This is a genomic window from Streptomyces sp. NPDC059816, assembly GCF_042732055.1.
Classification (GTDB): Bacteria; Actinomycetota; Actinomycetes; order Streptomycetales; family Streptomycetaceae; genus Streptomyces.
The window spans coordinates 1-26,938 of the sequence record NZ_JBHWIQ010000011.1 but is presented as its reverse complement, the minus strand read 5'-3'; the positions used below and the strand labels follow the sequence as shown (position 1 = coordinate 26,938).

Genomic DNA, 26,938 nt, shown 5'->3' with positions numbered 1-26,938 from the left:
GGAGCGCGCCGGTGCGTTCGCTGGGTGCCGTGAAGGACCCTGCTTCAGCCGACGCGCTGTCCAAGTACGAGAATTCGGGTGCGCATGGCTACGACCCTCTCCCCCGCACTCAACCCCTGTCAAGTGGGTGGGACGTGGGTCTCATTATGTGAGCGGGTGGAGAGTCCACGGCGGTGCACGGGCGGCGGCGGCGCCGGGTACGCACCCGGGCTGAGCTGGCTGTATCCGCCTCCCGGCGGCCGGGATTCACGGGCGGTGGCGGGGCCGGTGCCGCTCGGCTCGCGGGCGGGCCGAGCAGGCGACCCGCCGCCCGCGAGGACGGACGCCGTGACGGCGCTGCGACCGTCCCAGCCCTCTCCCCCGGCGTCCCGGGCGCCCTCGTGGAGGGCACCGGCGGACGTCTCCTGGGGCACCGGGTAGCGGCCGGTGCTCAGGGCGCGCCGCAGCCGGTACTCGTCCAGGGCGGGCGAGAAGGCCGCGCCCTGACCGTAGGTGCAGCCCATCGCCCGCAGCGCGGTCACCTGTTCCGGTAGGTCCACCCCGTCCGCGACGGACTCCAGGCCGAGGTCGGTGGCGATCCGCAGCAGACCGCTTGTGATCTTGTGGAGCCGTCCGGACTCGACGACGCCCTCCACCAGGCTCCGGTCCAGTCGGAGAATGTCCAGCGGGAGCCGTCGCAGGGCCGTGAGGGCTCCGTGCCCGTTACCGAAACCGTCGAGGCCGATCCGCACGCCGAGCCTGCGCAGGGCCGTGAGGCGGCGTTCCAGTTCGTCGAAGGACACCGTCGGGTCGCAGTCGGCCAGCTCGACCACCAGGCTTCCGGCGGCGAGCCCGTGCCGGGCCAGCAGGACCTCGACGGAGGACATCGGTCGGGACCGCTCGACCAGGTGGCGGGCGCCGACCCGGACGACGACGGTCGTCGGGTGGCCCGCACCGGCCCGGTCGGCGGCCCGGACGAGGGCTTCCTCCAGCGTCCAGCGCCCGAGCTCCGCCGCGCGGTCGGTGTCGTCGGGCGCCCACGGGAACTCGGCGGGGGTGAACAGGCCGTCCTGTGCGGATCTCCAGCGTGCCTGCGCGCCGACGGCGCCGATCACCCCGGTGGTCAGGTGCACCACGGGCTGGTGCAGCAGGGCGAACTCGCCGTCGTCCAGCGCCGCCCTGAGCCGTCCGGCGAGCTCGGCGCGGCGCACCACGTCGGCCTGCATCTGTGGGGCGTAGAGCTCGACACGGCCCTTGCCGGCGGCCTTGGCCCGGTACATCGCGAGGTCGGCGTTGCGCAGCAGTTCGCTCTCGCCGACGCCCGGTTCCGCGAAGGCCACGCCGATGGACGCGGCGACCCGGACGTCGTTGCCGTCGATCGGGTAGGGCTCGGACAGTCGGGCCCGCAGTCGGTCGGCGAGGTCGAGGATGTGGCGTTCGCGGGCGGCCCGGTCGGTGGTGCCGTCGCCGAGGACGAGGGCGGCGAACTCGTCGCCCCCGAGGCGGGCGGCGGTGTCGCTCTGACGTACCGCCTCCTGGAGTCTGCGGGCGGCCTGGACGAGGAGTTCGTCGCCCGCCTGGTGCCCGATGGTGTCGTTGACCGCCTTGAAGCCGTCGAGGTCGATGAAGAGCACGGCGGTGCCCGGATCGCGGTCGGCGGAGCGGCGTCCGCCGAGGCCGCGGGCGACCCGGCGGGTGAACAGGGCCCGATTGGGCAGGCCGGTGAGCGGGTCGTGCTCGGCGCTGTGCTGCAACTGGGCCTGGAGCCGGACGCGTTCGGTGACGTCACGGCTGTTGAAGAGCAGCCCGCCGTGGTGGCGGTTGACGGTGGACTCCACGTGCAGCCACTGGCCGCCGCCGGAGCGGAAGCGGCACTCGATACGGGTCGTGGGCTCGTCGTCCGCGCTGGCGGCGAGGAACCTGCGCACCTCGTGGACGACCGCCCCGAGGTCGTCCGGGTGGATCAGCGCGGCGAGTTCGCTGCCCATCAGGTCCTCCGCGTCACGGCCGTAGACCCCGGCGGCGGCGGGGCTGACGTAGCGCAGCACCCCGCTGGGCGCGGCGATCATGATGACGTCGCTGGAGCCCTGCACCAGGGAGCGGAAGTGGTTCTCCTTCTGGGCGAGTTCCTGGGTGAGGGTGGTGTTGTCCATCAGCATGATGCCCTGCCGGACGACCAGGGCGAGGACGACCGTGCAGGCGGTGACCAGGACCACGCGGTCGATGCTGCGGTCGTTGAGCACGTTGTAGAGGATGCCCAGGGTGCAGACCGTGGCCGCCAGGTAGGGCGCGAGCGCGGCGAGCGAGCCGGCGATGGGCCGCGGGGCGGTCCGGGGTGCGCCGTCGTGCAGGCACTGTGACCGGAACTGCTCCACCGGGTGCTGGACGGGCCCGTAGGCACCGGGGTCGGTTCCGGCCTCCGGCCACCCCCGGTCGGGCGCCGGAACCGACCGGAGCGGCGGCCCCCACCGTGCGCTGCGGTTCGCCGGGGCGTGGCCGTGGCCCTGGTGCCCGTGGTCCTCGTGGCGCCGCTGGTGGGTGTGGCCCTCGTGACCGTGGGCGCTGTGTGGCCGGCCGCGGTACGGGGCGCCTTCGTGCGGGCGTTTGGTGCCGGACGGGACACCGCCGGACGGGACCGCGCCCGGTGGGCGCGGCGCCGGGCTGTCGTCGCCGCCGCTGTCGGTGGCGGCGCGCTGGTGCGGCAGGCGGAGCGCCGGGAAGGACCGCACCACGGTGTCCCCGCGGGGTGGTGGGCCCGATACCGGGAGCACCGACACGGGGAAGGACGGCAGGACCAGGGGGTGTTCGTCGGGCACGGGTTCCTGGTCGAGGGGCCGCCCGGTCGCGTCCTGGAGGGAGGCCCAGGGCGCGTAGGCGAGCAGGAGGGAGCCCGCGAACCAGCCCGCGTCCAGGAGTTGCCCGGAGCGGTAGCTGGCGTGCAGGATCGGCGAGCTGAAGAGGGCGTCGCACATCACGGTGACGGCGAGGGCGCCGATCGCGGTGTTCACCGCGGAGCGGTTGACGGCCGTGCGGCGGTAGTGCAGCGCCAAGACGATGCTGACCAGGGCGATGTCCAGCAGCGGGTACGCCAGGGACAGCGCCGCGTGGGCGACGCTCTGACCCTCGAAGCGTGCCGTGTGGGCGAGCGCGAGGCTCCAGGAGAGGGTGAGCAGGGACCCGCCGATGAGCCAGGTGTCGAGAGCGAGGCAGATCCAGCCGGCCCTGGTCACGGGCCGTTTGGCGAGGAGCAGCAGCCCCACGATGGCGGGTGGGGCGAAGCACAGGAAGAACAGGTCGGCGAAGCTGGGGCTGGGCACCGGCTCGCGCAGGACGACCTCGTACCAGCCCCAGACGCCGTTGCCCAGGGCCGCCATCGCCGAGGAGAGGGCGAAGAGGTACCAGGCCACCCGTGAGCGGCTGTGCCGGGTGCGGGCGTAGAGCAGGCAGGACACGGCGGCGGTCGCCGCGGCGGCGCTCAGCCCGAAGTCACCCATGACGAGGGCCACTTCGGGCGAGCCCCAGTCCAGGGCCGCCCCGGTCGCGTAGCCCCCGCAGACGAAGGCGAGGAGGATCTGGGTCACCAGGCCGGTCCCGCCGGCCGTACGGGGCCGGACGGAAAGGGCGGCGCCCCGGGCGCTCACCGCTCGCTCCCCGGCTGGGAGCGGGCACGGTTGCGCTGCCCTCGCTGACATCGGTGGCGCGGGCGGGTGTCTTCGCGGCGGCTGCTCTCACCGCCCGGTCCGCGGCGTACGAGTGCGCGTGCGGATCGCCGTCGGATTCCTCTGCGTGTCGGATGGTCGTTCCATAGGCCGTGCATCAACGATCGCCCCCCTTGCGTTCTCACTGTCTCGTCCCCCGCGCCGAACAGCGTGCGGCGCAGCCCCTTGATGCCGACGATACACCAGACTCGTCACTCAGGGACATAGTTGCTCTACTCTCCGTGACGGTCGGCGGCGTTTCCGACACACGGAGCATTTGGGGGAAGGCGGGAGGTCCCCGACCGCCGGGTGGCGCGCTGGGGGACGTGCCGCGGGTCGTGCACGGCGTGGCACGGCGGTGCGCGGCACACCAGGGGGCGCTCGACGCACCTCGGTGCGCTGCGGTCACTGCGCGCACGCCGTGCGGCCCTCGTCCGGTGACCGCGCCGTGCGGCTCACCCGGTGACGAGGACCGGGTTCAGCAGCGGCTCCCCCGCCGCGTACCGGGTCAACTGCGCGACCAGCAACCGCTTGGCCCGCGGCAGGTACGCGCTGGAGGGCCCGCCCGCATGGGGGCTGATCAACACCCCCGGTGCGTGCCAGAGGGGGTGGTCCCCGGGCAGCGGCTCGGGGTCGGTGACGTCGAGCGCGGCGGTGAGGCGGCCCCGGGTCAGCTCCGCGAGCAGCGCCCCGGTGTCCACGACGGCGCCCCGGGCGATGTTCACCAGGAGCGCACCGTCCTTCATCCGGGCCAGGAACGCGGCGTCGGCCAGGTGCCGGGTCTCGTCGGTGAGCGGGGTGGCGAGGACCACGACGTCGGAGTCCGGGAGCAGGGCCGGCAGTGCGTCCAGGGCGTGCACCGGACCGCGGGCGGCGATCCGTGCGGAGCGGGCGACCCGGGTGACGTCCGCGACCTCGAAGGGCAGCAGCCGCTCCTCGATCGCCGCGCCGATCGACCCGTACCCGACGATGAGCACCGACCGGTCGGCGAGCGCGGGACGGAAGCCGGAGCGCCACCGGCCGCGGTCCTGGTCGCGCACGAAGTCCGGGACGCCGCGCAGGGATGCGAGGATCAGTGCGAGGGTCAACTCCGCGGTGCTGGCGTCGTGCACCCCGCGCGCATTGCACAGGTGCACGCCGGAGCGCACGGAGGGCAGCGCCGGCAGCACGTCGTCGACTCCGGCGGTGAGCGTCTGGACGACCTCCAGACGGTGCATCAGGGGCAGTGCGCCCACCTTCACGGACGACCGCTTCAGATAGGGCACCGTGAAGAACGCGCAGTCCGCGGGGTCGGCGGGGTACGCCTGCTCGCCGTCCTCGCCGCCGTCGTAGAAGTGGTAGGAGAGGGCGTCGGGAAGGCCCTCGATCTCGTCCGGGGGCATGGGCAGCCACACGTCACCTGTCATGGTCTCGAGGCTAAGGGCTGTCCCGAGCCGGTCCGCGACGGCCGGTGGACGGCCCCTGCGGCGAGGAGGTCCGGTGCGCAGCGGTTAGTTTGGGGGCCGCTCGAACAGCAGTGGGAGGGTACGGCGAGGTGGAGCGCAGGACGATCGGCGCGACGGGACTGCGGGTGGGTGCGGTGGGGCTCGGCTGCATGCCGATGAGCTGGGCGTACTCCGCCTCCCGGCGGCGCGGCGAGGAGTCCGTGCGCACCCTGCACACGGCTCTGGACCTGGGCTGTTCGCTGCTCGACACCGCCGACATGTACGGGCCCTTCACCAATGAGCTGCTGATCGGACGGGTCCTCAGACAGCGCCGGGCCGAGGCGTTCGTCACCACCAAGTGCGGCCTGTTGGTGGGCGACCAGCACATCGTGGCCAACGGTCGCCCCAGCTATGTGAAGCGGGCCTGTGACGCTTCGCTACGCCGACTCCAGACCGATGTGATCGATCTGTACCAGTTGCACCGCCCCGATCCGGAGGTGCCCGTCGAGGAGACCTGGGGGGCGATGTCCGAGTTGGTGGGCGCGGGCAAGGTGCGCGCCCTCGGTGTGTGCGCGCTGGGCGTGCGCGCCTCCCGCCGGTCCACGGAGCGGCCGCACGCGGTGACGGTGCGCCAGTTGGAGCGGCTGCAACAGGTGTTCCCGGTCGCCGCGGTCGAGGCGGAGCTGTCGGTGTGGTCGCCGGAGGCCGTCGAGGTGCTGCTGCCCTGGTGCGAGGCGCGGGGGGTCGGTTTCCTGGCCGCGATGCCGTTGGGGAGCGGCTACCTCACCGGCACGCTGACCCCCGGTCAGGGCTTCGAACCGGACGACGTACGGGCCCGGCACCCCCGTTTCACCGCGGAGGTGATGGCCGCGAACCAGTCGATCGTGGCGGGTTTGCGCCGGGTGGCCCGGCGACACGGCGGCACCGCGGCCGGGGTGACCCCGGCGCAGGTCGCGCTGGCGTGGGTACTGGAACGGGGCCGGCACGTGGTCGCGGTCCCGGGCGCCAAGCGGGCCCGCTGGGTGGTGGAGAACGCCGGGGCGGCGGGGCTGCGGCTGACCGACGCGGACCGGGCGGAGATCGCGGGGCTGCCACCGGTCCGGGAGTCCTGGGAACCGTGGGACTAGCTCTTCCTTTCCCCGGCAGTCGCCGTCTGCGGCCATCGCCCGCGGTTTCTGCACGAGAACCCGTCCGCGAGCCGACCGCCGTCTGATCACGCCGCGTAACGGGTCACCGGGGAAGCGGGACGGCTTCCCAGGGAGCCGTCGGGCGGGATTGCATCTACCCATCCCCTTCAACAAGACGATACGTATCGTCTTGACACGCGGGTCATCGTCCCGTACCTTCTCACCCATGGGAACTCTGTGATGACAGCACGCGCCACCGCGTAGAGCCTCGCTCCGCCGTGGGCGCACCGCCGCCCGTCCGTCACCACCCGAGGGGGCCTGTCTTGCGTACCCATACTGCCCAACTGACCGTGCACGACCTCACCAAGCGCTACGACGAGAAGCTCGTCCTCGACCACGTCCACCTCTCCGTCCGGCCCGGCGAGAAGGTCGGCGTGATCGGGGACAACGGCTCGGGGAAGTCCACGCTGCTCAAGCTACTGACCGGCCATGAACGGCCCGACAGCGGTGAGGCCACCGTCAGTGCGCCCGGCGGCGTCGGCTATCTCGCGCAGGCGCTCGACCTGCCCGCCGACGCCACCGTCCAGGACGCGATCGACCTGGCACTGACCGAACTGCGCGCCCTGGAAGCCCAGCTGCGCTGCGACGAAGAACAGCTGGAGACGGCCGACGACGGCCCCGCTCTCGCATCCGCTCTCACGGCCTACGAGCGGCACCTCACCCGGTACGAGGCGCGCGACGGCTACCGGGCCGAGGAACGCGTCGACATCGCCCTGCACGGGCTCGGCCTGCCCGCACTGGCGCGCGATCGCCTGCTCGGCTCGCTCTCCGGCGGTGAGCGGTCCCGGCTCGCGCTCGCCGCGACACTCGCGGCCCAGCCGGAGCTGCTCCTGCTCGACGAACCGACCAACGACCTGGACGACCAAGCCGTCGGCTGGCTCGAAGCGCACCTGCGCGAGCACCGTGGCACGGTGGTCGCGGTCACCCACGACCGCGCCTTCCTGGCCAACCTGACCAACACGATCCTGGAGGTCGCGGACGGAAGGATCACTCGGTACGGCGACGGCTACGCCGGCTACCGCACGGCGAAGGCCGCCGAGCGCAGCCGCCGTCTCCAGGAGTACCAGCACTGGCGCGACGAGCTCACGCGCAGCCGTCATCTGGCCGAGTCGAACGCGGCGCGGCTCGGGGCGATCCCGCGCAAGGTGCCGATGGCGAAGTTCGGGCACGGCGCGTTCCGCTCCCGGGACCGCAGCCACGGGGCGACGGTCCGGATCCGGAACGCGAAGGAGCGCGTCGCCCGGCTGACCGCCGCACCGGTCCACCTACCGCCCGATCCACTGGTGTTCGCCGCATCGGTGCCCACCGGCACGACCAACGGCGAGGCCACCGACGGCAGGGTCGAGCCCGCCGCCGAGCTCGTCGACGTCCGTCTGGACGACCGGCTCGACCTGCCGCAGTTGTCGCTCGCTCCGGGAGAGCGGCTGCTCGTCACCGGGCCGAACGGTGCGGGCAAGTCCACGCTGCTCGGGATCCTCGCGGGCGAGGTCCGGCCGCAGCGCGGCACGGTGCGGGTGTCCGGGAAGGTGGGGATGCTGCGCCAGCAGCAGGTGCCGTGGCCGTCGGACCTGAGCGTACTCGGCGCCTTCGCCCACGACCGGCCCGGCGACCGGGAGGAGCAGCGCGACCTGCTGCTCTCCCTCGGCCTGTTCCGGCCCGCCGACCTGCGGCTGCGGATCGGCGAGCTGTCGTACGGCCAGCGGCGCAGGATCGAGCTGGCCCGGCTGGTCACGCGGCCGGTCGATCTGCTGCTCCTGGACGAGCCGACGAACCACCTCTCCCCGGCCCTGGTCGAGGAACTGGAGCAGGCCCTCACCTCGTACGGGGGCGCGCTCGTGGTGGTCACCCACGACCGGCTCATGCGGGAGCGGTTCACCGGGAGCCGCCTCGAACTGGCCGGTGGGCGACCCGTCGTGAACGTCTGACACGAGGAGGCCGCGAGAGGGGCGGTGCAGGCGCGGGGGTACCCCGGCAGTCGGGAACGTTCCGGGGCCGGGCGGTGTACTGGAGACTGGGCGCCCGCCGGACCGTGGACGGCCTACGGTGCCGACACCGCCCGGCCGTGCCCATTGACCACGACGAAGGGACCGAGATCGTGCGACGTCCAGCCGTGACGGCCGTGCTCACCGCCGCCGCGCTCCTGCTCACCGGGTGTTCCTCGGACGGCTCCGACCCACCCGGCCTCGGGAGCCGGACGACGGACGCTTCGACGGCGCCCTCGGCCTCCGCGTCCGGGGCCGACGCCGACGCTCCCCCGGCGAAGGGCACCGCCTCGGTGGTGCGCACGGTGACCGAGGACCTCCCGTCCCCCTGGGGCCTCGCCCCGCTGCCCGACGGCGACGTGCTGGTCTCCTCGCGCGACGAGGGCACCATCAGCCGGATCGACGGCCGGACCGGTGCGCGAGTGGAGCTGGGTGCCGTACCCGGGGTGGCGGCGGCTGGCGAGGGCGGGCTGATGGGGCTCGCGCTCTCGCCCTCCTTCGCCTCCGACCAGATGGTCTACGCCTACTTCACCACCGCCTCGGACAACCGCATCGCGCGGCTGCGGTACGAGGAGGACAAGCCCACCGGGCAGCAGCTCGGCGCGCCCGACACGGTGCTGCGCGGGATTCCGAAGGGCACCAACCACAACGGCGGCCGGATCGCCTTCGGCCCCGACAAGATGCTGTACGCCGGCACGGGGGAGATCGGCGAGACGGGACTGTCCCAGGACAAGGAGTCGCTGGCCGGCAAGATCCTGCGCATGACCCCGCAGGGCGAACCGGCACCGGGCAACCCCCTGGGCAAGGACTCGTACGTCTACTCGTACGGACACCGCAACGTCCAGGGGCTCGCCTGGGACGAGGAGAAGCGGCTGTGGGCCGCGGAGTTCGGCCAGGACACCTGGGACGAGCTCAACGAGATCGTCCCGGGCGGCAACTACGGCTGGCCCGAGGTCGAGGGCAAGGGCGGCGGGGCCGGGTTCCGCGACCCGGTGGCGCAGTGGCCCACCTCGGAAGCCTCGCCGAGCGGCATCGCCTACGCGCAGGGGTCGATCTGGATGGCGGGGCTGCGCGGGGAGCGGCTGTGGCGCATCCCGGTGGGCCCGGCGAACGGCGCGGCGGACGGCGCGCCCGAGCCGCAGGCGTTCCTGCACGGCGAGTACGGGCGGCTGCGCACGGTGGTGGCCGCGGGCGACGACCGGCTGTGGCTGATGACCAGCGAGACGGACGGCCGCGGGTCGCCCGGGGACTCCGACGACCGGGTCCTGGAGCTGCGGGTGAGCTGACCTGCGGCCGTCAGTCCGACGGTTCGGCGGGCGCCGGCGACGGTGCCGGCATCCGGACGGTGACCTTGCCGGAGCCGAGGTCTATCGGCCCCCGCCCCGGGTCCCCGTCGCTCTGGTCCTCCCGGGTGAGTTCCAGGCGCTTGGTCTCGTCGTCGGTGTGCCTGCGCCCGGGCGCGAAGACTGCGTCGATCACGTTGAACACGGTGCCTCCTCGGGCCGGTTCTCCCCGTCAGCGTAATCGAGCCCGTCCCGTGTCCGGGGGTGAGCGCAACGTCACCGGGCGCCGGGCCGCTCGCTGCCCGCGCCGACCGCACGGGGCGCCGGCGGGAAGGCCCCCAGCCGGTGGGCCAGGGCCGCCGCCTCGCCGCGGCCGGAGACCTGTAGCTTGCCCAGGATGTTGGAGACGTGCACGCTCGCGGTCTTCGGTGCGATGAACAGCTCCTGGGCGATCTGGCGGTTGCTGCGGCCAGCGGCGACCAGCCGCAGGACGTCGCGTTCCCGGCTGGTCAGGCCGAAGGCGGTCAACGGGTCGACGGGGGCCGGGGCGGGCAGGCCGGTGAGGGAGAGGCGGGCCCGCTGGGCCAGCCGCTCCACCGCCTCGCCGAGCGGGACGGTCCCCAGGTGGCGGGCGAGGGCGGCGGCCTGTCGGAGGAGTTCCGTCGCCCGGGTGCGGTCGTCCTCCGCGCCGAGCAGGGCCTCGGCGAGCCGGAAGCGGACCTGCGCCAGGTCGTAGGGGCGCTCCAGCGGGCCGAAGGCGGTGACGACCTCCTGCCAGTCGGCCGGGGTGTCGGTCCCCTCGGCGCGACGGAGCTCGGCCCGGACCCAGTGGTCGTGGGCCTGCCAGACGGGCGCACCGATGGTGAGCGTGCGGGCGGCGGACCGGATGCGCGCGAGGGCCGCGGCCCGGCCCGGGCCGGCCGGTGGCAGCCCGCGGGCGTCGGCCTCGACGGTGGCGGCGGCCCGCAACAGGGGCCAGCCGTAGCGCTGGGTGCCGGGCGGGAACCCGTAGGTGGTCGCGGCGTCGAACTCCACCCGGGCGTCGAGGACCCGGCCTTCGTGCGCGGCGACCTCCAGGGCGACCGCGGCCATCGGTAGGGAGTGTTGGGGCATCTGGCCGTAGTTGCCGTACCAGCGGCGGGCTTCCGCGAGTTGGCGGGTGGCCTCCGCGTCGTCCCCGCGGGCGAGCGCCAGGTGCGCGGCGTGGACGGCCGCGGAGGCGCGGGGCTTGGAACCGTAGACGGGGTGCCGGGTGCGGGCGATGGAGCAGGCGGAGTCGTCCCAGCGGCCGAGCGCGTACAGGGACTCGGCGCGGTTGCTCCAGATCCACGCCTCGGTGTCGCGCAGGCCGAGGTTCCGGGCCAGCTCGGCGCCCTCGTCGAGGAGGGCGACCGCCTCCCGGGAGCGGCCGACGCCTTCCAGGGCGGAGGGCAGGTTCACGTAGACGCGGCCGACCGCGCCCCGGCCCAGGTCCTGCGCGTTCTCCTTGACCTCGTACATCTCGGCGAGCCCGGCCTCCACGTCCCCCGCGTCGACCATGAGGCCGCCCAGGGTGAGGCGGGCGTTGAGTTCGATGTCCCGGGCGCCGACCATGCGGGCGTACTCGACGGCACGTTCGGCGGCGGTGAGGCTGTCCGGGCCCGGCTGGTGGAGCATCAACCAGTTGGCGACGCGGGCGAGGACCTCGGCGTGCACCAGGGACGGCGGCAGACCGCTCACCAGGTCCTGGGCGGTGGCGAGTTCCTGCCAGCCGTCGCCCCGGGCGAGGGTCTGGACGAGCATGGACCGCTGCACCCAGAACCAGGCGGCGCGCAGGGCGTCGGGTTCGTCCTGGAGCAGCCGCAAGGCCCGCTTGGTGATCTTCAGCGCACGGTCGCGCTCCCCGCAGAGCCGTCCGGCGACGGTGGCCTCGGCCAGTACGTCCTGGTAGGTGAGGCGGGTAGCCCCGGGGGTGACGTCACAGCGCGGGTCCGACCCGACGTTGTCGCCCGCGCACAGCAGGGCACGGACCTCCTCGGGCGTCTCGTCCCACAGTTCCATCGCCCGTTCCAGCAGCCTCAGCTGCTCGGCGTAGGCGTGGCGGTGGCGGGCCTCGGTGGAGGCTTCGAGCACGGCGGGCAGGGCCTTGGCCGGGTCGTGCGCGTGGTACCAGTAGCTGGCGAGGCGGGTGGCGCGCTCGTCGGCGGGCACCAGGGTCGGTTCGGCTTCCAGGGCCTCGGCGTAGCGGCGGTTGAGGCGGGAGCGCTCGCCGGGCAGCAGGTCGTCGCTGACCGCCTCGCGGACCAAGGAGTGCCGGAAGCGGTAGCCGTCGCCGTCGGGCGTGGGCTGGAGGATGCTGGCGCCGACCGCGGCCCGCAGTGCCTCGATGAGGTCGTCCTCGCCCAGTCGGGCGACGGCGGCGAGCAGGGCGTGTCCGATGCTGGAGCCGCCCTCGGCGACGGTCCTGACGACCCGTTGGGCGTGGTCGGGGAGCCGTTCGACCCGGACGAGGAGGAGGTCGCGCAGCGAGTCGGACAGCGGTGGGCAGCAGTCCTCGCCCGCGGCGACGGCCAGCTCCTCGACGAAGAAGGGGTTGCCGTCGGAGCGGTCGAAGATCTCGTCGACGAGGGTGGGGTCGGGTTCCGCGGCGAGGATGCCGGCCATCTGGGCACCGACCTCGTCACGGCTGAAGCGGTTCAGCTCGATGCGGCGGATCGTGCGCAGCCGGTCGAGTTCGGCGAGCAGGGGGCGCAGTGGGTGGCGCCGGTGGATGTCGTCGGCGCGGTAGCTGGCGAGGAGGACGATCCGCCCGCGGCGCAGGGTGCGGAAGAGGTAGGCGAGGAGGTGGCGGGTGGAGGCGTCGGACCAGTGCAGGTCCTCCAGGGCGATCAGGACGGTCCGCTCGGCGGCGACCCGCTCCAGCAGGCGCGCGGTCAGCTCGAAGAGGCGCGCCATCGCCTCCTCGTCGTGGAGTCCCCCGGGGGCTTCGCCCAGTTCGGGCAGGAGTCGGGCGAGTTCCTCCTCCTGCCCGGCCGCCGCGGCGGCGAGTTCCCCGGGCAGCAGGAGGCGCAGGGCGCGCAGGGCGGTGGAGAAGGGGGCGAACGGCAGTCCTTCGGCGCCGATCTCGACGCAGCCGCCGACGGCCACGACGACGTCCCGGGCGTGGGCGGTGCGGGCGAACTCCTCGATGAGGCGGGTCTTGCCGACGCCCGCCTCGCCACCGAGGAGCAGCGCCTGGGGTTCGCCCTCCGTGGCGCGGGTGAGCGCCTCGCGGAGCACGCCGAGCTCCGCGGTCCGACCGATGAACACGGGGCTTACTGACCTGGTCTCCACGCCACCGAGCATCGCACAGGCCGGTGACGCTCCCCCAGCGGATATGCGGGCGCTCCGGCTCGGCGGCGGCCGGTGGCCCGGGGCGCGGTGGGGCCCGAACGGGACCGTCGGGGGGGGGGGGGGGGGGGGCCCCCCGGGGGGGGGGGGGGGGGGGGGGGGGCCCCCCGGGGGGGGGGGGGGGGGGGGCCGGGGGGGGGGGGGGGCCCCCCGGGGCCCGGGGGGGGGGGGGGGGCCCGCCCCCCCCCACGGGGAGGGTGGTGCCGGCCCGTTCGCCCCTGGTGCAGGCGGGTGTCGGGCCCGGTGGGTTCATGCGGCGCGGGTGAAGCGCTCGGGCTGTTGTCCACGGGTCCCTACGGGGCCCGGCCGGCCGGCGGGTTGCTGCTCGTCCGCGGTGCGGCGTTCGCGGCGCAACCGCAGCGCCGCGCGGACGAGGCGCTGGCGGTCGGCCTCGCGGTGGAGGTCTTCGATGTGGAGTCGGTGCAGTTCGTACGCGAACATCTGGTGCCCCTCGGCTGGTTGTGGTGGTCGCTTCCGCGATGCCTCCACTGTCGTGGCCCGGGGGGTGTCGGCGCATCGGGCGGATGCCGCATCTGCCTCGGTGGGGGTGCCTTAGACGGGGAGCGATCGGCTTCCGGGGGCCTTAGGCGGGTTCGTGGTGGCGGGTGGGGTGGGGGCTGCGGCCGTGCCGGGATCACGTGGTGGAGCCGGGCCCCGGGCCCTCTCCCGGCTCCACGGAGAGGTAACGGTACGAGGTGTGCCAGAACCAACGAAAACCGCCGCAACCATGGGGAATTCCTGGTCGGCGAGGGCTTCCAGGCCGTCACGGTCACCCAGGGCGCCCCAGATGAACAAGTGACCTCACCAACATCGGCGTGGCGGTTGGCATTTAGATCATCTCTTCTCGTACTCATGTGCGGGAGCTCCGAGGATGCACGATCCACGACGCGTCGCACCGGAGTGCATGCAGGCAACAACTCACCTGATTTCGGGGGATTTTAACCGCAATGAACAAGAACATCAGAAGGAAGACCAGCCGCCGGGTCACGGCTCTCGCCGCTGCCGCGCTGGCGTTCGGAATCGCCGCCGGTCCCACGACGACCGCCCAGGCGTCCACCGCCCAGGGCACCGTCGACGGTTGGGGCGACCACAAGGACGACTGGTCCGACGAGGGCCTCCTGTCGACCACCAAGCATGCCCACAGTGGCGCCACCGGCCTATGGCAGTTGGTGCTGTGGCAGGACGGGTACCTCGCGGAGTCCGACGTAGACTGCAAGTTCGGCCCCAAGACCCAGGCCGCCACGAAGCGGTGGCAGAGGGACCACCTGGGCGCCGCCGAGGCGGACGGCGTGGTCGGCAACAAGACGTTCGGCGAGGCCAGCAAGAACATCTGGACCACGGACAACGGCTTCAGCATCCGGTACGGGTACATCTACATCGGCCGGCACGTCACCAGCGGCGAGTACCTCTTCCACACCAGCTACACCACCGGCTTCGTCAAAGCGAGCTACACCAGCGCCGCGAACTGCCGCTGAGACGGTGCTCCGGTCGGCTTGACCGTCCGGAGCACCGCGTAGGACGACACCGATCGGTGCGGTGGAGCCGCCGGACAGCTCCACCGCACCGGTCGGCATGCCCGTACGGGCATGCTCGCCGAGGACGCGCCGGTGTTGCCGCACCGGCGCGTACGGTCCCGGACTGCGTCCCGGGCTACGGGCTGACGCAGATCACGTAGGACTGGAAGCCGCCGCCGAGCACCGTGAACGACGCCTGGGTCTGCCATCCGGTGGCCGGCCCGCCCTGTGTGCCCGCGGGCTTGGGGATCGGCGCGTTCTCGATGACGTTGACCGAGCCGAGGAGCCCGAAGGTGTCGAAGCCGCCGCCGGTGGCCACGTCACCGGGGAGGCAGTTGGCCGTGGACGTCACGCCCACGCCGATGAGCAGCGGGGTGGCCTGGGGACCCTTGATGACATAGGTGTTCAGCGTCGCCGGACCCTGCGGTCCCTGCGTGCCTTGGGTTCCCTGGGGGCCCTGAGTGCCGTTGGTCCCGTTCGCGCCCTGCGCGCCCTGGGTTCCGTTGGTCCCGTTGGTGCCCTGGGGGCCCTGAGTGCCGTTGGCGCCCTGCGGACCCTGGGTGCCGTTGGTCCCGTTCGCGCCCTGGGTGCCCTGGGTGCCCTGCGGACCTTGGGCGCCGTTGGTGCCGTTGGTGCCCTGCGGACCCTGCGCACCATTGGTGCCGTTCGTGCCCTGGGTGCCCTGCGGGCCCTGGGACCCGGCAGGACCCTGCGCACCGTTCGTGCCGTTCGTGCCCTGGGTGCCCTGCGGGCCCTGAGATCCGTCGGCCCCGTTGGCACCCTGTGCGCCCTGCGCACCGTTGGTCCCGTTGGTGCCCTGCGGACCCTGCGCGCCATTGGTGCCGTTGGTCCCGTTGGCACCCTGAGTGCCCTGCGGTCCGGCAGCACCGTTGGCGCCCTGAGCACCCTGCGCACCGTTGGTGCCGTTGGTGCCGTTCGCGCCCTGCGGACCCTGCGCGCCGTTGCTGCCGTTGGTCCCGTTGGTGCCCTGCGGACCCTGCGGCCCGGCGGCGCCGTTGGCGCCCTGAGCGCCGTTGGTCCCGTTGGTGCCGTTGGCACCCTGGGAGCCCTGGGGACCGGCAGAACCGTTGGCACCCTGTGGACCCTGCGCACCGTTGGTGCCATTGGTGCCGTTGGTCCCGTTGGTGCCCTTGGCGCCCTGGGGGCCGGTAGCACCCGTGGCACCCTGAGTGCCGTTGGTTCCCTTGGCACCCTGGGGACCCTGCGGGCCGGTGAGGCCAGAGGTGCCCTTGGCACCCTGCGGCCCCTGCGGGCCCGGCACACCCTGCGGTCCCTGCGGACCCTGCGGACCGTGGCCACCGCCACCGCCACCACCGCCGCCCTGGGGGCCGCGCGCTTCCTGCCCATCGGCGTCGCGGTCCTGCCCGCTCACCGTCGTGGCACCGTTCGGCCCCGGCAGACCCAGGCTGTGCCGAGGGCCCGAGCGCTCGACGGCGTCGGCGATGGCCACCGTGCTCGGCACGACGTTGAGCACGGCGGCCAAGGTACCTGCCGAAACCAGGGTGATCGTTCTCACCCGGCTGCGACCGATGGTTCTACGGTTCACCTGAATTCCTTTCACGAAGAACGACGGAGACGGGTCAAGGCCGCCGCAGAAGGCAGCCGCTCGGCCTAACGACGCAATTGTGCGACGTTCGTAGGGGATGATGAATCGGGTCATTTTCGACAGACGTCCGAGCAGGTTGCGCATACGGCTCGCGACAGAAGGAAAATGTCCCCCGATTGGAGACGCATTGCGGTGAAGAGGCCGCGGATACGGGGGGCCGACCGGTGGGGGAATCCGTTGCGTGTCGGAATGTGGAGGCCGTGGGGCTTCCTCTACGGTGACCCCCACGGCACGTCCTGAAAGCCGGCCCGAGCGTGCCGGCGCAGGCTCCGTCCGGAAAATCTCACGTACGGAGTGAAAGGAGGACGGGGAAGCGGGCCTGCCGCAGGCACCACGCCCCTGACTGCCCATGCGTGGAATTCTGTTGGCCGGCGGCACCGGATCACGACTTTGGCCGCTGACCCGTTCCGTTTCCAAACAGCTCCTGCCGGTGTTCGACAAACCGATGGTCTATTACCCCCTCTCCACGCTCGTACTGGCGAGGGTGAGCGAAGTCCTCGTCATCACGACCCCGGAACACCAGGAGCAGTTCCGCACACTGCTCGGCGACGGAAGTCAGCTCGGTCTACGCATTGACTACGCGACACAGGAGCGTCCGGAAGGAATCGCCCAGGCGTTCGTCCTGGGGGCCGATTTCATCGGGGACGAATCCGTCGCACTGATCCTCGGCGACAACATCTTCCACGGCTCGGGGCTGGGCGCCCGGCTGACGCAGGAGGGCCGAACGCACGGCGGCCACGTCTTCGCGTACCAGGTCGCGAACCCCTCGGCCTACGGCGTGGTGGAGTTCGACGACCACGGCAGGGCGTTGTCCATCGAGGAGAAGCCCACCCGCCCGCGGTCCCGGTACGCCGTGCCCGGACTGTACTTCTACGACCACCGGGTCGTGGAGATCGCGCGCGGGCTGCGGCCCAGCGCCCGCGGCGAGTTGGAGATCACCGACCTCAACCGCGCCTATCTGGAGGCCGGCGAACTCCGCGTCACCCGGCTCGACCGGGGCACCGCCTGGCTGGACACGGGGACCTTCGCGTCCATGGTCCAGGCCGCGGAGTTCGTCCGGGTCGTCGAGGAGCGCCAGGGACTCAAGATCGGTTGTGTGGAGGAGGCGGCCTGGCGGGTCGGGCTGATCGACGACGACCAGCTCCGCGCCCTGGCCCGACCGCTCCTCACCAGCGGATACGGGCAGTACCTGATGGACCTGTTGGACCAGGACGACCGGTGTGCGTGTGCCGTCGTGGCGCCGCGGGACGGCGGATCGACGCAGTCCGCGGCGACCACCTGACGGATCACCGGGACAGACGGAAGGAAGGTGACGGGTGAGACCGCTGGACATCGAAGGGGCCTGGGTGGACCGACCTCAGGTCTTCACGGACCGCAGGGGCCACTTCCACGAGTGGTTCAAGGCCGACGCGTTCCGCGAGGTGACCGGCCACCCGCTGCGCCTGGAGCAGGCCAACTGTTCCCGGTCCGGTCGCGGCACGCTGCGGGGCATCCACTACGCCGCGGTCCCGCCGGGACAGGCCAAGTACGTGACGTGCGTCAGCGGAGCGGTGCTCGACGTGGTGGTGGACCTGCGCACCGGCTCCCCGACCTTCGGCAGCTGGGAGGCGGTGCGCCTCGACGACCGGGAGCACCGGGCCGTGTACCTCTCGGAGGGCCTGGGCCACGCCTTCATGGCGCTGGAGGAGGACTCCGTCGTGGTCTACCTCTGCTCCGAAGGGTACGCACCGCACCGGGAGTTCGGGATCCACCCGCTCGATCCGGAGCTGGCGATCCGGTGGCCCGACGGCCTCGCTCCGGAACTCTCCGCCAAGGACGCCGCGGCGCCCACGCTGGCGGAGGCCGAACGGCGGGGCCTGCTGCCCAGCCACGAGGAGTGCCTCGCCCACCGGCGAGGGCTGCGCTCCGGAGCCCGGGGAGAAGCATGCGTCTCCTCGTGACCGGCGGGGCGGGGTTCATCGGTTCGGAGTTCGTCCGCGGCTGGCTGCGGGCCGATCCGACGGCGCACGTCACCGTCCTCGACGCACTCGCCTACTGCGGGGTCGAGGAGAACCTCGCGTCCGTCGCGGACCGCCCCGGGTACCGATTCGTCCGCGGTGACGTCTGCGACCGCGCGGTGGTCGACCAGGTGATGGCGGGACAGGACGCCGTGGTGCACTTCGCGGCAGAATCGCACGTGGACCGGTCGATCGCGGGGGCCGCGCCCTTCGTCCGCACCAATGTCGTCGGCACCCAGGTCCTGTTGGAGGCGGCGCTGCGCCACCGCGTGGGCCGGTTCGTTCAGGTGTCGACGGACGAGGTGTACGGCTCGATCAGCGAGGGCTCGTGGACCGAACAGTCGCCGCTCGCACCCAACTCCCCGTACGCCGCGTCCAAGGGTGCGGCCGACCTCCTGGTCCTCGCCCACCACCGCACCCACGGTCTGGACGTGGTGATCACCCGGTGCACCAACAACTACGGGCCCCACCAGTTCCCCGAGAAGCTCATCCCGCTGTTCGTCACCCGGCTGCTCGACGGGAGGACCGTCCCCCTCTACGGCGACGGTCGCCACGTCCGCGACTGGCTGCACGTCTTTGACCACTGCCGCGGCATCGAACTCGCCCTGCGCGACGGGCGGCCCGGGGAGGTCTACCACATCGGCGGCGGGACCGAGCTGAGCAACCACAAGCTCACCGGGCTGCTGCTGGACGCCGTCGGCGCCGACTGGGACCGGGTCACCCCGGTGGCCGACCGCAAGGGCCACGACCTGCGCTATTCGCTGGACGACGGCAAGATCCGCGAACAGCTCGGCTACGCGCCCCAGGTCCCGTTCGCGGAGGGTCTCGCGGCCACGGTCGACTGGTACCGGGACAACCACGGCTGGTGGAGTCCGCTCACCGCCGGGTCGGAGCGGTCATGACGGCGGCGACGGAGGGCACGTCGTGGCTGGTGACCGGCGCGGGCGGGATGCTCGGCCGGGACGTGCGGGCGGAACTCCTCGCGACCCCGGGTGCCGAGGTGACCGGGCGGACCCGCGGCGAGCTGGACGTCACCGACCACCGGGCCGTGCGCGCGGCCGTCGCCGCCCACCGGGTGGTCGTCAACTGCGCCGCCTGGACGGACGTGGACGGCGCCGAGGCGCACGAGGCGGCGGCGACCGCGGTCAACGGCACGGGCGTACGGCACCTCGCCCGTGCCTGCGCCGAGACGGGGGCGGTCCTGCTGCACGTCTCCACCGACTACGTCCTGGCCGGTGACGCCCGCCGACCGTACGCCGAGGACGCGCCGACCGGGCCGCTCAACGCGTACGGTCGGGGCAAACTGCTGGGGGAGCGGGCGGTGGCCCACCTGCTTCCGCGCACCGGCTACACCGTGCGCACCGCCTGGCTCTACGGCACGCACGGGCCCAACTTCGTCGCCACGATGCTCGAACTCGCCCGTGACAGGGCGAGTGTCGACGTGGTCGCCGACCAGTACGGTCAGCCCACCCGGTCGGCGGAGCTCGCCCGGCAGGTGGTCGCGCTCGGGCGGGCCGCGCTGGCCGGACGGGCGCCGGCGGGCGTCTACCACGGCACGGCGGCGGGGTGCACGACCTGGTACGGGCTGGCCCGGGAGACGTACCGGCTGAGCGGGCTCGACCCCGAGCGCATCCGCCCCGTCGGCTCGGCCGCCTTCCCGAGGCCCGCCGCCCGACCGGCGTACGGGGTGTTGGGACACGAGGGGTGGACGCGTGCCGGGGTCGCCCGCCAACCGGGTTGGCAAGGCCAGCTGGCGACGGCCCTGGCGACCCCCCGGTTCGCGGCACTGGCCGCCCGGGCCCGGACCGCGGCCCCCACCCTCGTGGCGGGGTGAGGGCCGGGGCGCCGCCTCAGACCAGCAGCGGTCCGCCGCAGCGGGTCGCGCCCTCCTTCATGGCGATGAGGTTCGCCACCACGTAGGAGATGTTGTTGGAGGAGTGCCACTCCGTCGGGAAGTACGTCACCAGACGGGAGCTCTGGAAGCGCGCCTCGATCTCGGGGACGAACGCCCGGTACTGGTCGTCCGTGTAGTACCAGAAGGAGTTCTCGTTGTAGAACGCGACGTGGGTGGGGTCCTGGTAGGCCCCGCGCCCGTCCGAGCTGGGCGTCGTGGTGAGCAGCATCCCGCCGGGCGCCAGCAGCCGGTACAGCTCGTTGATCAGCGGCACCTTCGCGGTCACGTGCTCCAGGAAGTCCACCGCGCGGATCAGGCCGACCGAGCCGTCGGGCAGGTCCAGCGGGTCGGGGAGCGTCGCCACGATGTCCACGCCCTCGCCCGGGTGCTGGTCCACGCCCAGGTAGCCCGGGGGCTTGCGGTGGGCCGCGCCGAGGTCCAGGGCGAGCAGCCCGCGGCGCCGGCTCCAGGCCAGGGCGTTGGCCTCGACGTACTTGTCGTAGAGGGCGACCGTCTCCCGCTGGATGTGCGCATTGACCTCCGCGTCGCGCTGGGTGTTCTGCGCGTGCATGCGCTGGAGGTAGAGGCAACGGTCGACGTGGTGGAAGTCGCCCACCTGGAACAGTCGGCACATCAGGTCCTGGTCGTCCAGGACCGTGCGGGTGGCGTCGTAACCGCCGACCTTCGTGTAGGCGTCCCGGCGGAACGCCCGCACGTGGTTGGGCGCGTACCAGATGTACGAGACGTTGTGCGGCGTCGGCGCCATGGTCGTGGTGGCCAGCAGCTGCCGGCCGTCGACGAGCACCTCCTCGTACTGCCAGCCGTGCGTCTCGTTGAACCGGGAGTCGTCCCGTCCGCCGTCCTCGGTGATCTGGGCGGTGTTGCTGTAGACGAAGACGGCGTCCGGGTTCGCGGCGAACGCCTTGCCCAGCTCGGCCAGGCAGTCGCGGGCCAGCAGGTCGTCGTGGTCGAGCTCCACCAGGATCTCGCCGCGGGCGAGTTCGCAGGCCCGGCGCTTCGTCGCGCCGACGCCGCGGATATCGTCGGCGATCTCCACGCGGACCCGGTCGTCGGGGCGTTCGGGCCGCCACCGGGCGCCGTTGTTGAGGAGGACGATCCACTCCCAGTCCTGACGGGACTGCGCCTGGAGCGTCGCCAGGCACTCGTCCAGGAAGCGGGGCCGGTGGCTGGGGGTGAAGACGGAGAACTCGGGTGTCGCGGTCGGCGTCATCTGCGGCTACCTGCCTAGGTCTCGGAGTTCGCGGCGGCATCGCTCTCGTCGGGTGAGGGGTGCGGGGCGACCGGCTCCCGGAAGGGCCGCGGCACGGGGAGTGCAGCGCCGGGACGCGTTCGACCACACGTCCAGAATCTTCCCACTCGTCACCGTTCGGGAGGATTGGGGATGCGGCGGTCAAGGTAGCGACGCGCCCGCCGTCCCGTCACCTCTCAGCGGGCCGGGCCTCCCGTAGACCACTCGAACGTACGCAGAGCCCACCCCTGTTCGCCCCCGCCCGCGTCCGAGGGAGCCGCCGAGGTGACCACCCGTCAGGTCTCGTGCGTGGAGGCGCGGACGACCAGCTGAGGGGGGAACCGTTCGATCCGCTCGGCCCGTTCGCGGCCCGGCGCCTGAAGCAGCGTCAGCCCGCGTTCGGCCATGACGGACAGCGGGTGCCGGATGGACGTGATGGGCGGGTCGAGGAGCTTGAGCATCTCGGTGTCGTCGAATCCGGTGACGGCAATCTGTCGGGGCACGGCGACCGAGGAACGGTGCAGCGTGCTCACGAGCCCCACGGCGAGGACGTCCGCTCCGCAGACCACCGCGTCGACGCTGTCGCGCTGTTCGATGATGCGGCGGGCCGCCGTCCGACCGGCACCGGTGGTGAAGTCGGGCAGCAGGATGGTGGGGGCGTCGGGCCCCTGCGCCTCGGTGAAGGCCGCCACGCGTTCGGCGCCCGAGGAGGACGCCTGGTCGGCGACGAGCGCGATCCGGTGCCGGCCGATGCCCTCCAGGTGGTCGACGAGGAGCCGGACCGCGGCGGCGTTGTCGAGGGTGACCGCGACGGTGCCGGAGCCCTTGGCCCACCGGTCGAAGAGGACCACGGGACGCCGTCGGGCGGCATCGCGGATGGCGGGCCCGGAGGCGCTGGCCGACACCGGGACGACGAACAGGCCGTCCACCCGGCCGCTGAGCAGGGTGTCGATCTGCTCGGCCTCGATCGCGGTGTCGTTCGCGGCGTCGGAGACGACCAGCGTGCCGCCCACCGCGCGCACCTGCCGGGCGATGGCGTCGGCGAGTTGGACGAAGTAGGGGTTGGCGAGCGAGGGGAGGACCACGCCGATGGTGCCGGTCTCACCGGTGCGCAGCGCCCGGGCCGAGTGGTTGGGCTGGTAGCCGAGCCGGTTCGCGGCCTCCTCGACACGGCGCGCGAGCTCGGGGTCGACGTTGCGCGGGGTGCCGGCGAGGACGCGTGACGCCGTCGCACGGGAGACGCCGGCGGCCTCGGCCACGTCGATGAGTCGGGGCGCTGTCACGTAAGTGTTCCCTCTCGGTCGATGGGGGGGCGCCACGACGGCGGGGCGAACGGGCACGACGAGGCTACTTGACGGCGCGGGTGCACTGGTACAGCATGTCGGAAATCGATCTCCCAGGATCCCAAGGAGGGCAAATGTCGCCCATCACCGTCGTTGGTTCGGTGAACCGCGACTTCGTCCTGACCGTCAAGGACCTGCCGCACCCCGGCGAGACCGTGCTCGCACGGCGCTTCGTGGAGGGGGTCGGCGGCAAGGGCGCCAACCAGGCCGTCGCCGCCGCCCGCCTCGGCTCGCGGGTGCGGCTCGTCGCCAGGGTCGGTGCGGACGCGGACGTCATCCTCGACGCGCTCGGGTCCGAAGGAGTGGACGTCGACGCCGTGCGGTCGGACGGGCGGACCACGACCGGGATCGCCGCGGTGGTCGTCGACGACGCCGGCGAGAACACCATCGTCGTGAACCCGGGGGCCAACGCGGAACTCGGTGTCCAGGACCTGCCGGCCCAGCTCGTCCGGTCGAGGGGAGAGATCGTCCTCGTCCAGAACGAGGTCCCGTCCGAGGTGGTCGCGGCGGCGGTGCTCCGGGCCGGTGAACAGGGCGGGGTCGTCATCCTCAACCCCGCCCCGGCCCGGCCGATCGACATGCGGGTACTGGCCGCCGTCGACGTCCTCGTCCCCAACCTCGGCGAGCTCGCCTCGCTCCTCGACACCGATCGGCCCACCACCGTCGACGAGGTGCGGACCCTGCTGGAGCGCGCCGCGCTCCCGTGCCGGGCCGTCGTGGTGACGATCGGGGCGGACGGCGCCGTCCTGAAGGAGGCGCACAGCCCGCACACCACCCACGTCCCCGCGCCGACGGTGGACGCCGTCGACACCGTGGGCGCCGGTGACACCTTCTGCGGCGCCCTCGCGGACGCGCTCGGACGCGGCGTCGAGCTGCCGGCCGCGGTCGAGCGGGCCGTGCACGCGGCCTCCTACGCCGCCACCGGCCTCGGCGCCCAGACCTCCATGCCGTACGCATCCCAGCTCGACGCACCCGCGGTCACTTCTGCCCCCTGAACCCCGCGGGTCACCCACCAGCACTACGGAGAACCACCCATGAGGAACCTCAAGATCGGCGTGTTCGAGAACGCGCAGACCAATGCGAGCGGCACGGCCACCTGGCGTCACCCCGACAGCCGGCGGCACGACTTCGACACCCTCGACTACTGGCGCGACCTCGCCGCCGTGTGCGAGGACGCCAAGCTGGACTTCCTGTTCCTCGCCGATGCGTGGGGCTGGTCCGAGATCGACGGCGAGCGCCCGCCCATCGCGACGGAGGAGACCCTCGACCTCCCGCGGCTCGACCCGGTCGTGGTGGCCTCCGCACTGCTGTCCACGACGACCAACCTGGGCCTCGTCATGACCGGCTCGGTCCTCGTGGAACCCCCGTACGCGTTCGCCCGCCGCATGGCCACGCTCGACCAGCTCTCCGGCGGTCGCATCGGCTGGAACGTCGTGACGACCGGCACCGCCGACACCGCGGTCAAGGCGTTCGGCATGGAGATGGTGGCCCACGACGACCGCTACCGGATGGCCGAGGACTTCCTCGAACTCGTCTACAAGTACTGGGAGGGGGCCTGGGAGCCGGACGCGCTGGAGAAGGACAAGGAGGGACGGTTCGCCGACCCCGCCAAGGTGCACCTCATCACCCATGAGGGCCCGTACTTCCGCTCCCAGGGCTACGGCAACACCGCGCGTTCCCCGCAGGGCACGCCCGTCCTGTTCCAGGCCGGGGCCTCGCCCGCCGGGCGCCGGGTCGGCGGCCGGCACGGCGAGTGCATGTTCGTGGGCAGCGGCTCGATCCCGCAGCTCGCCGGGCACACGGCGTCCATCCGCGAGGAGGCCGTCAAGGCGGGTCGCCGGGCCGACGAGGTGAAGGTGATGTCGGCGTTCTCCTGTGTCGTCGGTGCGACCACCTCCGACGCGGAACGGCGCTACCAGCGCATCCTCGACGCCCAGCGCCCCGAGGTGACCGTCGCCAGCTACGCCATGTTCACCGGGCTCGACCTGTCGTCCTACGCGCCCGAGACGCCCATGGCGAGCCTGTCCACCGAGCTGTCGCAGACCCAGGTGGCCCGCTTCGCCGACAAGACGGTCGGTGACGTCCTCGCCGACTGGCACACCCACGGGGTCGGAGCGCGACCCGTCATCGGCACGGCCGAGGACATCGCCGACGAGATCTGCTCGCTCGCCGAGGGCGCCGACCTCGACGGGTTCCTGCTGTCCCCGACGATCCAGCCCACCTCGACCACGGACTTCGTCGAGTCGGTGCTGCCGATCCTGCGGGCCCGCGGGGTGTTCCGCGGGGAGTACACGGAGGGCGAGAGCCTGCGCGAGCGGCTCACCGGGGCGTCCGACCGGGCGCTGCCGGACAGCCACCCCGCGGCGCGCTTCCGGCACTGAGCACCGCACCGAGAACAGCACGCGCGAACGAGAGGATGTCGAAGACCATGGCCACGTCTACCCACCACCCGCTCCAGGCGTCCGCCTCGCCGAAGGAACTGGACGGGGCAGCGCTGCGACGGGCGTTCGGGGCCTACCCGACCGGTGTCGTCGCGATCGGCGCGCTGCACGGCACCGAACCGGTCGGGTTCGCGGCGAACTCGTTCGTCTCGATCTCGCTCGAACCGCCCCTGGCCGCGGTCAGCGTGGCCCGCACCTCGACCACCTGGCCGCGGCTCGCCCAGGCACCCGTCCTGGGACTGAGCGTGCTCAGCAACGGTCAGGGCACGCTGTGTCGACGGCTGGCCTCCCGGGAGGGCAACCGCTTCGACGGCGTCTCCTGGCGGGCCACGCCCGAGGGCGCCGTCCTGATCGAGGACGCCGCGCTCTGGCTGACGGCCCGGGTGAGCGCGACCTACGACGGCGGTGACCACGAGATCGTGCTCGTGGAACTGCTGACGGCCGAGTTGTTCCCCGAAGTGGAACCGCTCGTCTTCCACACCAGCCAGTTCCGTGAGCTCGTCCCCCATGAATGACGTCCGGGCGGTTCGCGCACCCCTCACGGGTGAGGTGGTGCACGGTGCCGGTCGGGGCCGTGGGCTCGGGTTCCCCACCGCGAACCTCGCGGCCGATCCCGGCTCACACGTCCCACCGCCCGCGGTCTACAGCGGCTGGGTCGTACGCCACTCGACCGGCGCCGTCCACCGCGGCACCATCAGCATCGGGTCGAACCCGACCTTCTGCGACACGACGGACGTACACGTCGAGGTCCACTGCCACGACGTGTCGGACGACTTCTACGGCGAACGCATCGGACTGTGGTTCGTGGCACGCATCCGCGACACGGTGAAGTTCGCGTCCACCGACGACCTGGTGCGCGCCGCCCACCTGGACGTCCTGCGGTCGGAGGCACTGCTCGCCTCCGACCGCGGGCGCCGCGTCCTCACCGGCGCGCTCGCCGCGGACGCAGAGACCGCCTCCGTCTGAGGCACCCCGCTCCACCCGGAGTCGGCGGCGCACACCGCCGTACTCCCCCGCTCCACGACCGGCCCGGTCCGGGCCCCACTCCCCCACACCCTGATTGGCTCAAGAACGAACAAAGGTGTGAGTAATGAGCGCATTTCAGTGGTTGAACGAACAGTTCAGCTTCTTCGGCCTGGATGTCTACTGGTCCGATTTCCTCGGCAACATCCTGGCGCTCGCGACGGTCTTCCTGGCGCTGCGGCGCTTGCTCATCGCCTGGCCGGTGCAGATCCTCGGGTCGGTGCTCCTACTGATCGCCAGCTTGAACGTGGACCTCGGAGGAAACGCCGCCCGGCAAGTGGTGATCATAGCATCGGCCACCTGGGGCTGGGCGACGTGGCGGCGCAGCCGGGAGAAGGAGGGCGCGATCAACGTCCGCTGGGCTTCCTGGCGGGAACGCATCGTGCTGCTCGTCGTGATGGTCGTCGGAACGTTCGCGTTCGCCGCCCTGCTCAAGGCGACCGAAGCGTCCTTCTACCCGGGCGCTCCGTGGTGGATGGTCCTCGCTGACGCCTGGATCTTCGTCGGCTCGATCCTGGCGATGTACTCGCAGGCCCGACGGTACGTGGAGTTCTGGTTCGCCTGGCTGGCCGTCGACCTCGTCGGGGTGCCCCTGGCCATCCACTCCGAGCTGTACTTCTCCGGCATCGTCTACGCCATCTTCTTCGTGATGGTCGTCATCGGCATCCGTGACTGGGCGGGCCGCAGCACGAACCAGGAGATCGTCTCGCCGCTCGAACCCGCGGTCGTCGTGGAGGGCCGCGACCTGGAGGGCCACGACGACCAGGGAACCCGCAACGGCACCGCACCGGCCACGGGGTCGCACTCCCCCGCATCGGGAACGGGAACGGCGAGCGGGCCCGGGGCCGCCGACTGACCGACGCGTCCCTCGTGGATGCGGCCACCACCGAAGACACCCGTCGGCGGGGTCCCTCAGGGGGACCCCGCC

21 protein-coding genes are annotated in these 26,938 nt (G+C 72.6%); 13 read left to right on the top strand and 8 right to left on the bottom strand.

Going from position 1 to position 26,938, the window contains the following annotated elements:
- Positions 1 to 119 precede the first annotated feature (119 nt).
- Together ACFV88_RS16395 and ACFV88_RS16390 are read right to left on the bottom strand one after the other, a co-directional pair.
- Positions 120 to 3,671 (bottom strand): EAL domain-containing protein, encoded by a 3,552-nt coding sequence (locus ACFV88_RS16395; RefSeq protein WP_385491301.1) that lies wholly within the window; start codon positions 3,669 to 3,671, stop codon positions 120 to 122.
- A gap of 461 nt (positions 3,672 to 4,132) precedes the next feature.
- Complete coding sequence (locus ACFV88_RS16390) at positions 4,133 to 5,083, bottom strand: 2-hydroxyacid dehydrogenase (RefSeq protein WP_385491298.1); 951 nt, start codon at positions 5,081 to 5,083, stop codon at positions 4,133 to 4,135.
- Between the two features lie 128 nt (positions 5,084 to 5,211).
- On the opposite strand from ACFV88_RS16390, the gene ACFV88_RS16385 reads away from it, so the two are divergent.
- The 3 genes from ACFV88_RS16385 to ACFV88_RS16375 all read left to right on the top strand — a co-directional run bounded on the left by ACFV88_RS16385 (position 5,212) and on the right by ACFV88_RS16375 (position 9,556).
- The gene (locus ACFV88_RS16385) at positions 5,212 to 6,228 is read left to right on the top strand and encodes an aldo/keto reductase (protein WP_385491296.1); all 1,017 of its coding nucleotides are present in this window, start codon (positions 5,212 to 5,214) and stop codon (positions 6,226 to 6,228) included.
- Positions 6,229 to 6,551: 323 nt separating this feature from the next.
- Complete coding sequence (locus ACFV88_RS16380; protein ID WP_385491293.1) at positions 6,552 to 8,213, top strand: TlrC/CarA/OleB/SrmB family ABC-F type ribosomal protection protein; 1,662 nt, start codon at positions 6,552 to 6,554, stop codon at positions 8,211 to 8,213.
- Positions 8,214 to 8,380: 167 nt separating this feature from the next.
- Positions 8,381 to 9,556 (top strand): PQQ-dependent sugar dehydrogenase, encoded by a 1,176-nt coding sequence (locus ACFV88_RS16375; RefSeq protein ID WP_385491782.1) that lies wholly within the window; start codon positions 8,381 to 8,383, stop codon positions 9,554 to 9,556.
- Positions 9,557 to 9,566: 10 nt separating this feature from the next.
- On the opposite strand, the gene ACFV88_RS16370 is transcribed toward ACFV88_RS16375, so the two are convergent.
- From ACFV88_RS16370 to ACFV88_RS16360, 3 genes are all read right to left on the bottom strand, one after another.
- Positions 9,567 to 9,758: a DUF6191 domain-containing protein gene (locus ACFV88_RS16370; protein ID WP_385491290.1), complete on the bottom strand. Its 192-nt coding sequence runs from the start codon at positions 9,756 to 9,758 to the stop codon at positions 9,567 to 9,569.
- 71 nt (positions 9,759 to 9,829) lie between these two features.
- Positions 9,830 to 12,877, bottom strand: coding sequence for an AAA family ATPase (locus ACFV88_RS16365; protein WP_385491288.1), 3,048 nt, complete (start codon positions 12,875 to 12,877; stop codon positions 9,830 to 9,832).
- Between the two features lie 294 nt (positions 12,878 to 13,171).
- Entirely contained in the window at positions 13,172 to 13,363 is a 192-nt protein-coding gene (locus tag ACFV88_RS16360) for a hypothetical protein (RefSeq protein WP_385491285.1), read from the bottom strand.
- A gap of 506 nt (positions 13,364 to 13,869) precedes the next feature.
- Between ACFV88_RS16360 and ACFV88_RS16355 the strand changes: the two genes are divergently transcribed.
- Positions 13,870 to 14,397 carry a peptidoglycan-binding protein gene (locus tag ACFV88_RS16355; protein ID WP_385491283.1) on the top strand — a complete coding sequence of 176 codons (528 nt, stop codon included), beginning with the start codon at positions 13,870 to 13,872 and terminating at the stop codon, positions 14,395 to 14,397.
- Positions 14,398 to 14,572: 175 nt separating this feature from the next.
- Here the strand turns inward: ACFV88_RS16355 and ACFV88_RS16350 are convergent, their stop codons facing one another.
- Positions 14,573 to 15,931: a collagen-like protein gene (locus ACFV88_RS16350; protein WP_385491280.1), complete on the bottom strand. Its 1,359-nt coding sequence runs from the start codon at positions 15,929 to 15,931 to the stop codon at positions 14,573 to 14,575.
- Between the two features lie 481 nt (positions 15,932 to 16,412).
- Between ACFV88_RS16350 and rfbA the strand changes: the two genes are divergently transcribed.
- Genes rfbA through rfbD form a run of 4 tightly spaced genes read left to right on the top strand, consistent with a single transcriptional unit; the run spans position 16,413 to position 19,894 of the window.
- Entirely contained in the window at positions 16,413 to 17,345 is a 933-nt protein-coding gene (gene rfbA / locus ACFV88_RS16345; RefSeq protein ID WP_385491277.1) for a glucose-1-phosphate thymidylyltransferase RfbA, read from the top strand.
- Between the two features lie 34 nt (positions 17,346 to 17,379).
- Positions 17,380 to 18,003, top strand: a complete 624-nt coding sequence (gene rfbC, locus ACFV88_RS16340; protein ID WP_385491274.1) for a dTDP-4-dehydrorhamnose 3,5-epimerase — start codon at positions 17,380 to 17,382, stop codon at positions 18,001 to 18,003.
- On the top strand, positions 17,988 to 18,962 hold the full coding sequence (gene rfbB, locus ACFV88_RS16335; RefSeq protein WP_385491271.1) for a dTDP-glucose 4,6-dehydratase: 975 nt from the start codon (positions 17,988 to 17,990) through the stop codon (positions 18,960 to 18,962). Before rfbC ends, rfbB begins: the two co-directional genes overlap by 16 nt.
- The gene (gene rfbD / locus ACFV88_RS16330; protein ID WP_385491268.1) at positions 18,959 to 19,894 is read left to right on the top strand and encodes a dTDP-4-dehydrorhamnose reductase; all 936 of its coding nucleotides are present in this window, start codon (positions 18,959 to 18,961) and stop codon (positions 19,892 to 19,894) included. The genes rfbB and rfbD overlap by 4 nt, the downstream gene beginning before the upstream one ends.
- A gap of 16 nt (positions 19,895 to 19,910) precedes the next feature.
- Here rfbD and ACFV88_RS16325 read toward each other — a convergent pair whose 3' ends face one another.
- Complete coding sequence (locus ACFV88_RS16325; protein WP_385491265.1) at positions 19,911 to 21,185, bottom strand: glycosyltransferase; 1,275 nt, start codon at positions 21,183 to 21,185, stop codon at positions 19,911 to 19,913.
- 314 nt (positions 21,186 to 21,499) lie between these two features.
- Positions 21,500 to 22,486 carry a LacI family DNA-binding transcriptional regulator gene (locus ACFV88_RS16320; RefSeq protein ID WP_385491262.1) on the bottom strand — a complete coding sequence of 329 codons (987 nt, stop codon included), beginning with the start codon at positions 22,484 to 22,486 and terminating at the stop codon, positions 21,500 to 21,502.
- Between the two features lie 134 nt (positions 22,487 to 22,620).
- Here ACFV88_RS16320 and ACFV88_RS16315 point away from each other — a divergent pair, with 134 nt between their 5' ends.
- From ACFV88_RS16315 to ACFV88_RS16295, 5 genes are all read left to right on the top strand, one after another.
- Positions 22,621 to 23,541, top strand: a complete 921-nt coding sequence (locus ACFV88_RS16315; protein ID WP_385491259.1) for a ribokinase — start codon at positions 22,621 to 22,623, stop codon at positions 23,539 to 23,541.
- A 39-nt stretch (positions 23,542 to 23,580) separates the two neighbouring features.
- Entirely contained in the window at positions 23,581 to 24,927 is a 1,347-nt protein-coding gene (locus ACFV88_RS16310) for an NtaA/DmoA family FMN-dependent monooxygenase (protein ID WP_385491256.1), read from the top strand.
- 47 nt (positions 24,928 to 24,974) lie between these two features.
- On the top strand, positions 24,975 to 25,502 hold the full coding sequence (locus ACFV88_RS16305) for a flavin reductase family protein (RefSeq protein WP_385491253.1): 528 nt from the start codon (positions 24,975 to 24,977) through the stop codon (positions 25,500 to 25,502).
- Positions 25,495 to 25,953: a riboflavin kinase gene (locus ACFV88_RS16300; protein ID WP_385491250.1), complete on the top strand. Its 459-nt coding sequence runs from the start codon at positions 25,495 to 25,497 to the stop codon at positions 25,951 to 25,953. The genes ACFV88_RS16305 and ACFV88_RS16300 overlap by 8 nt, the downstream gene beginning before the upstream one ends.
- 124 nt (positions 25,954 to 26,077) lie before the next feature.
- Positions 26,078 to 26,866 (top strand): nicotinamide riboside transporter PnuC, encoded by a 789-nt coding sequence (locus ACFV88_RS16295; RefSeq protein ID WP_385491248.1) that lies wholly within the window; start codon positions 26,078 to 26,080, stop codon positions 26,864 to 26,866.
- Positions 26,867 to 26,938 lie beyond the last annotated feature (72 nt).

Excerpts from the sequence above, each read along its gene's own strand:
- ACFV88_RS16395 (WP_385491301.1), bottom strand. The coding sequence starts at position 3,671 with ATGTCAGCGAGGGCAGCGCAACCGTGCCCGCTCCCAGCCGGGGAGCGA.
- ACFV88_RS16390 (WP_385491298.1), bottom strand. The coding sequence starts at position 5,083 with ATGACAGGTGACGTGTGGCTGCCCATGCCCCCGGACGAGATCGAGGGC.
- ACFV88_RS16365 (WP_385491288.1), bottom strand. The coding sequence starts at position 12,877 with ATGCTCGGTGGCGTGGAGACCAGGTCAGTAAGCCCCGTGTTCATCGGT.
- ACFV88_RS16360 (WP_385491285.1), bottom strand. The coding sequence starts at position 13,363 with ATGTTCGCGTACGAACTGCACCGACTCCACATCGAAGACCTCCACCGC.
- ACFV88_RS16355 (WP_385491283.1), top strand. The coding sequence starts at position 13,870 with ATGAACAAGAACATCAGAAGGAAGACCAGCCGCCGGGTCACGGCTCTC.
- rfbA (WP_385491277.1), top strand. The coding sequence starts at position 16,413 with ATGCGTGGAATTCTGTTGGCCGGCGGCACCGGATCACGACTTTGGCCG.
- rfbB (WP_385491271.1), top strand. The coding sequence starts at position 17,988 with ATGCGTCTCCTCGTGACCGGCGGGGCGGGGTTCATCGGTTCGGAGTTC.
- rfbD (WP_385491268.1), top strand. The coding sequence starts at position 18,959 with ATGACGGCGGCGACGGAGGGCACGTCGTGGCTGGTGACCGGCGCGGGC.
- ACFV88_RS16325 (WP_385491265.1), bottom strand. The coding sequence starts at position 21,185 with ATGACGCCGACCGCGACACCCGAGTTCTCCGTCTTCACCCCCAGCCAC.
- ACFV88_RS16315 (WP_385491259.1), top strand. The coding sequence starts at position 22,621 with ATGTCGCCCATCACCGTCGTTGGTTCGGTGAACCGCGACTTCGTCCTG.
- ACFV88_RS16310 (WP_385491256.1), top strand. The coding sequence starts at position 23,581 with ATGAGGAACCTCAAGATCGGCGTGTTCGAGAACGCGCAGACCAATGCG.
- ACFV88_RS16305 (WP_385491253.1), top strand. The coding sequence starts at position 24,975 with ATGGCCACGTCTACCCACCACCCGCTCCAGGCGTCCGCCTCGCCGAAG.
- ACFV88_RS16300 (WP_385491250.1), top strand. The coding sequence starts at position 25,495 with ATGAATGACGTCCGGGCGGTTCGCGCACCCCTCACGGGTGAGGTGGTG.
- ACFV88_RS16295 (WP_385491248.1), top strand. The coding sequence starts at position 26,078 with ATGAGCGCATTTCAGTGGTTGAACGAACAGTTCAGCTTCTTCGGCCTG.